Source organism: Planotetraspora mira, assembly GCF_016863275.1.
Taxonomy (GTDB): Bacteria; Actinomycetota; Actinomycetes; order Streptosporangiales; family Streptosporangiaceae; genus Planotetraspora; species Planotetraspora mira.
This window is the reverse complement of the sequence record NZ_BOOO01000073.1, coordinates 1-3,787: the sequence shown is the minus strand read 5'-3', so window position 1 is coordinate 3,787 and position 3,787 is coordinate 1. Positions and strand designations below refer to the sequence as shown.

Genomic DNA, 3,787 nt, shown 5'->3' with positions numbered 1-3,787 from the left:
GCTTCGCTGGGACACCGACGACAGGCTCGGCACCGCTGAGGAGCCGGGTGACCGTGGAATGTTTCCCTCCGGTGCGGCGGCGCTGGTCGAAGTACCTGACCGAGAGCGCCGTGTTACATGACCATGGCCCTCATTGATGAATATGACGACGCTGCCGTCGCCGACACATTGCCACAGCTGCTCCACGTGGGCACGCGTTCGCTGGGCGCGTTTCGGATCGGCGGTGACGGGCGGTCGTGGAATTGCTGTTGGGGGGCGCACGGGTGTTGGTCTGTGGCCGTGAGGCGCCGTCACGGACACCGTGATGGGCCCCCCTTGCGCGGCCGGGCCCCGGCCGGCCGGAGTCGTCACCCGCAGGAGCTTGGCGAGCCGGGGCACCTCTGTGAACCGGCCGGTGTGGTATCTGCTGGCGTCGCCGCGCGAGCGGCACGGTGAGCAGGGCTGGACGGCGCGGCGCGGGCAGGGTGGCGCTCAACGTCGTTCGCGTCGCGGGGCGAGGCTCCTTGGAGGTCCGTCATGGCCCCGGACTTTCTCACGATCAATTCTCAGAAGGGTGCCGGAACCCCTTTTGAGTGAGAGCGAGTTCTGAGAACCGATCAGGAATCGGCGAGGGTTCGGCGGCCTGGTCTTGACCTTGCTCGGGCAAAGGACCGTTTGCGAGAACGCTAGCTGCGTACCGCAGCCAGGCCCTGGTCGTACAGGTCAAGAATGTCGCCCTGCCCGTTGCCCTCGAGCCACGTCGCAGTGGCGGCATCGAAGCACGCGAACGCTGTCGCAACGATGGCGCGGACTTGCCTTCTGTCCGTCCCCGAGGGCGCCAGTCTGGCTTCGAGCAGTGGCAGTAGCTCCTCCTGGCAGCGCACGCGCTTCCCGAGATAGGCGGCGCGCAGCGAGTCGGTGTGGTGCACCAGGCGGAAGCGCTCTAGTGCCTGCTCGGGACTTGCATGGAGGGAGAGCGCGGCCTTGAATGCGGCACGCAACGCCTCCCAGGCGCCGACATCGACGGGCTGCTTGCGGACGGTGTCCGTCAGGAGGGTGACGAACCGCTCCTGGCTGCCGCCGATGAGGTCTTCCTTGGTGCCGAAGTAACGGAAGAGGGTGCGCTGGGAGACGCCAGCCTCGCGGGCGATCTGCGCGATGGTCGTCTCGTCGTAGCCCTGCTGCGTGAACAGGCGCAACGCGGTTTGGAGGATCTCTTGGGCGGCCAGTTGCCGCGTTCGATCCCACAGTGTGGACGTAGTCGCCCCTTTGCCTTGTGTGCCCTGCGTCATGCCATCAGCTTAGCCTGGCCTGCCAATCTGGCACCCGCAGGAGGTTTGGCAGTCTCTGCCATGCAGGCATACACTGTCATGGAAGGCGGGAAACCGGGCGTCCGCACGGCGCTTTGCCTCTCAGTTCCTTTCCGCCCACGGCGACAGGGCTGGAGGCGCCCCCGCGCAACCAGCAAGGAGAACAACCGTGGCAGCAAAGACTGCACTCATCACCGGCGGAACCAGCGGGATCGGCAAGGCCACCGCAGAACTGCTCCACTCGCGCGGCTATCGCGTCATGGTCACCGGCCTCGGCGACATCGATGACGCCGGCCTTCCCGGAGACGTCATCGCTGTCCAGGCCGACGCCAGCTCCCTGACCGACATCGACCAGGCCGTGGACCAGGTGCGCGAGCACCTGGGCTCCCTCGACCTGCTCTACCTCAACGCGGGCATCTCTCGTCCCGGCCCGATCGAGTCCACCGACGAGGCCGCCTTCGACGCCCTGTTCAACATCAACGTCAAGGGCAACTTCTTCACACTTCAAAAGACGCTCCCCCTGCTGAACGAAGGCGCGTCCGTGGTGTTCACCGTCGGCGCCGGCGAGGGACTCGGCGCCGCCATGACCGCTGCCAAGGGAGCTCTGCTGCCTCTCGTGCGCTCCCTGGCCCTCGAACTCGCCCCACGCCGCATCCGGGTCAACGCGGTAAGCCCCGGCCTGATCAACACCCCCGCGTACAGCAAGATGGGCATCTCCCCGGACACGATCGCCTCCTGGGGCGAAGGCGTTCCCCTCGGCCGCGTCGGAGCCCCTGCCGACATCGCCGAATCTGTCGCCTTCCTCGCATCCGACGGCGCCAGCTACATAACGGGCGACAATCTGATCGTCTCCGGCGGCATCGGCGTCCATACCCGCCCCGTATAGGTGATGGAGGCGGCCGCAAGCCGATCAGCGCCCTCGTGAACTTCTGACGCGCCGCCGTCGTCCTCATCCAGCTCCGACGCATCCAGATCACGCAAGGGACGTAAGGCGCCGACGGTAGGCGTAGAGGCGGTGAAACTGTAGCGGCCGAGCAGGTTGAGGTTGCGGAGGTGGATCGCGAAGGACCATGCCTGGACCCAGGCCCTGCGCCAGAACCGGTGGTGGCTCATCTTTGCTTGCCGGGCTGAACCACACCTTGCAGCGACTGGCGAGCTCGCAGACCCCTCCGGGAAGGAGATGTCATCAAGCTGCTCTCACCGCGGCCAGCGTTGACGACGTTCTGACGCTCGGTAGCGCCCGCGTCGAAGCGAACTGGAATGCCCGCCATGAGCCGGCAGAGGAACGCAGCTGGACCGGCCCCGCCTCATCCCCGCGAGACCCACCCTGCCGGCTCCCCGCAGCCGAAACACGGGGCCCAGTCCTCCCGCCGATGAGGGCCCGGGCGCCGTAGCGCGCGGTCGCGCCGGGCTCGCCCATTGTCGTCGGATGCCCGGTACTACTCATGCTCGGCGGGAGAACCGCCAGAGCCAGATCACCCCGCCGATGACGACGATGCTGAAACCCACGATGATCAGGACGCCGGTCTTCCACGCGGTCGTGCCTTCGGCGTATGCCTTCCCCTCGACGTAGATGACCACGACACGCTCGCCAACCCGCGTCTTCTGCTTGAGGTCATCGGTCTCAACGTCGGCGACTTTGAGTCGGTTGTCGGTGGAGACGAAGTCACCGCTCCACCTACATCCGTTCTTGCTGCAGGAGCGCGCCTTGATCGCCAGGGTGCCGTGAGTACCTTCACCCCTCGCGGCTTGTAACGCAGGCCCCAGCGCGCGGATGGGTCCGACGATGAACATGAGCGCGAAAAGCACGAGAACGACCGCGCAGCCGATGCCGCGAGCGGCGCCGCCGCCCTTCGGGTGGTCGCCACGGTTCGGATCATGCACGGGGTGAAGGTACATGAGGCAGTTTGCAGGGTCGGACGGGGGTCGCCTTGGCAGTGACGTCGCCGCCGTCGGCACCGTTCGCGCATCGTAGCCGCCTTCGTCGACGGCTGCTTCATCGCGGAACACGCCGGCCGCTTCGACCATGAGATCAAATTGGACGCGCTGGGCTAGGGCTGCCCGGAAAATCCTGCCTGGAACTCCCACCCGGGGCGGCAAGTCGTAGGTCTGGCAAGAAACGCTCGAGAGAGATCCAACGTTGCAGAGTCTCAGCGAAAACACTCAGTCCTTTGCCTCAGAGTCGCTCCGGTGTACAGAGAGCGGAGTGCTGAGATGAGTCGCTGGTCCCCGCGTTTGTCGGGCTGTTCGGCCTCTTGGCGGCCGGCTGCGGAGCAAGCACCGAGAGGGCTGTCCCCGTCGACAGTCCCCCAGCGTCTAAGCCCAGCCCAGTCGCCTACTCAGCGCAGTCTGGAACCCGCGAGGATGTCACTGCGCTCTTCCTGGATCCCACCGAAGCCGGACTAGCCGGCGGTGAGACTCGAACCGTTCCTGAGGGCACTCTCTCAAGGCTCAACATCTGCGTACCACTCAACCCGCTGAACACCCCCGGAGTACCC

At 66.3% G+C, this 3,787-nt stretch carries 3 protein-coding genes; 1 reads left to right on the top strand and 2 read right to left on the bottom strand.

Annotation, left to right across the window (positions count from 1 at the left end; genetic code table 11):
• Positions 1-665 precede the first annotated feature (665 nt).
• The gene (locus Pmi06nite_RS41450; protein ID WP_203958746.1) at positions 666-1,271 is read right to left on the bottom strand and encodes a TetR/AcrR family transcriptional regulator; all 606 of its coding nucleotides are present in this window, start codon (positions 1,269-1,271) and stop codon (positions 666-668) included.
• Between the two features lie 187 nt (positions 1,272-1,458).
• On the opposite strand from Pmi06nite_RS41450, the gene Pmi06nite_RS41445 reads away from it, so the two are divergent.
• On the top strand, positions 1,459-2,175 hold the full coding sequence (locus Pmi06nite_RS41445; RefSeq protein WP_203958745.1) for an SDR family NAD(P)-dependent oxidoreductase: 717 nt from the start codon (positions 1,459-1,461) through the stop codon (positions 2,173-2,175).
• 557 nt (positions 2,176-2,732) lie between these two features.
• On the opposite strand, the gene Pmi06nite_RS41440 is transcribed toward Pmi06nite_RS41445, so the two are convergent.
• Complete coding sequence (locus tag Pmi06nite_RS41440; RefSeq protein ID WP_203958744.1) at positions 2,733-3,317, bottom strand: hypothetical protein; 585 nt, start codon at positions 3,315-3,317, stop codon at positions 2,733-2,735.
• Between the last annotated feature and the right edge of the window lie 470 nt (positions 3,318-3,787).

Coding starts and splice junctions, on each gene's coding strand:
- Pmi06nite_RS41440 (WP_203958744.1), bottom strand. CDS start 3,317: ATGGTCGAAGCGGCCGGCGTGTTCCGCGATGAAGCAGCCGTCGACGAA.
- Pmi06nite_RS41450 (WP_203958746.1), bottom strand. CDS start 1,271: ATGACGCAGGGCACACAAGGCAAAGGGGCGACTACGTCCACACTGTGG.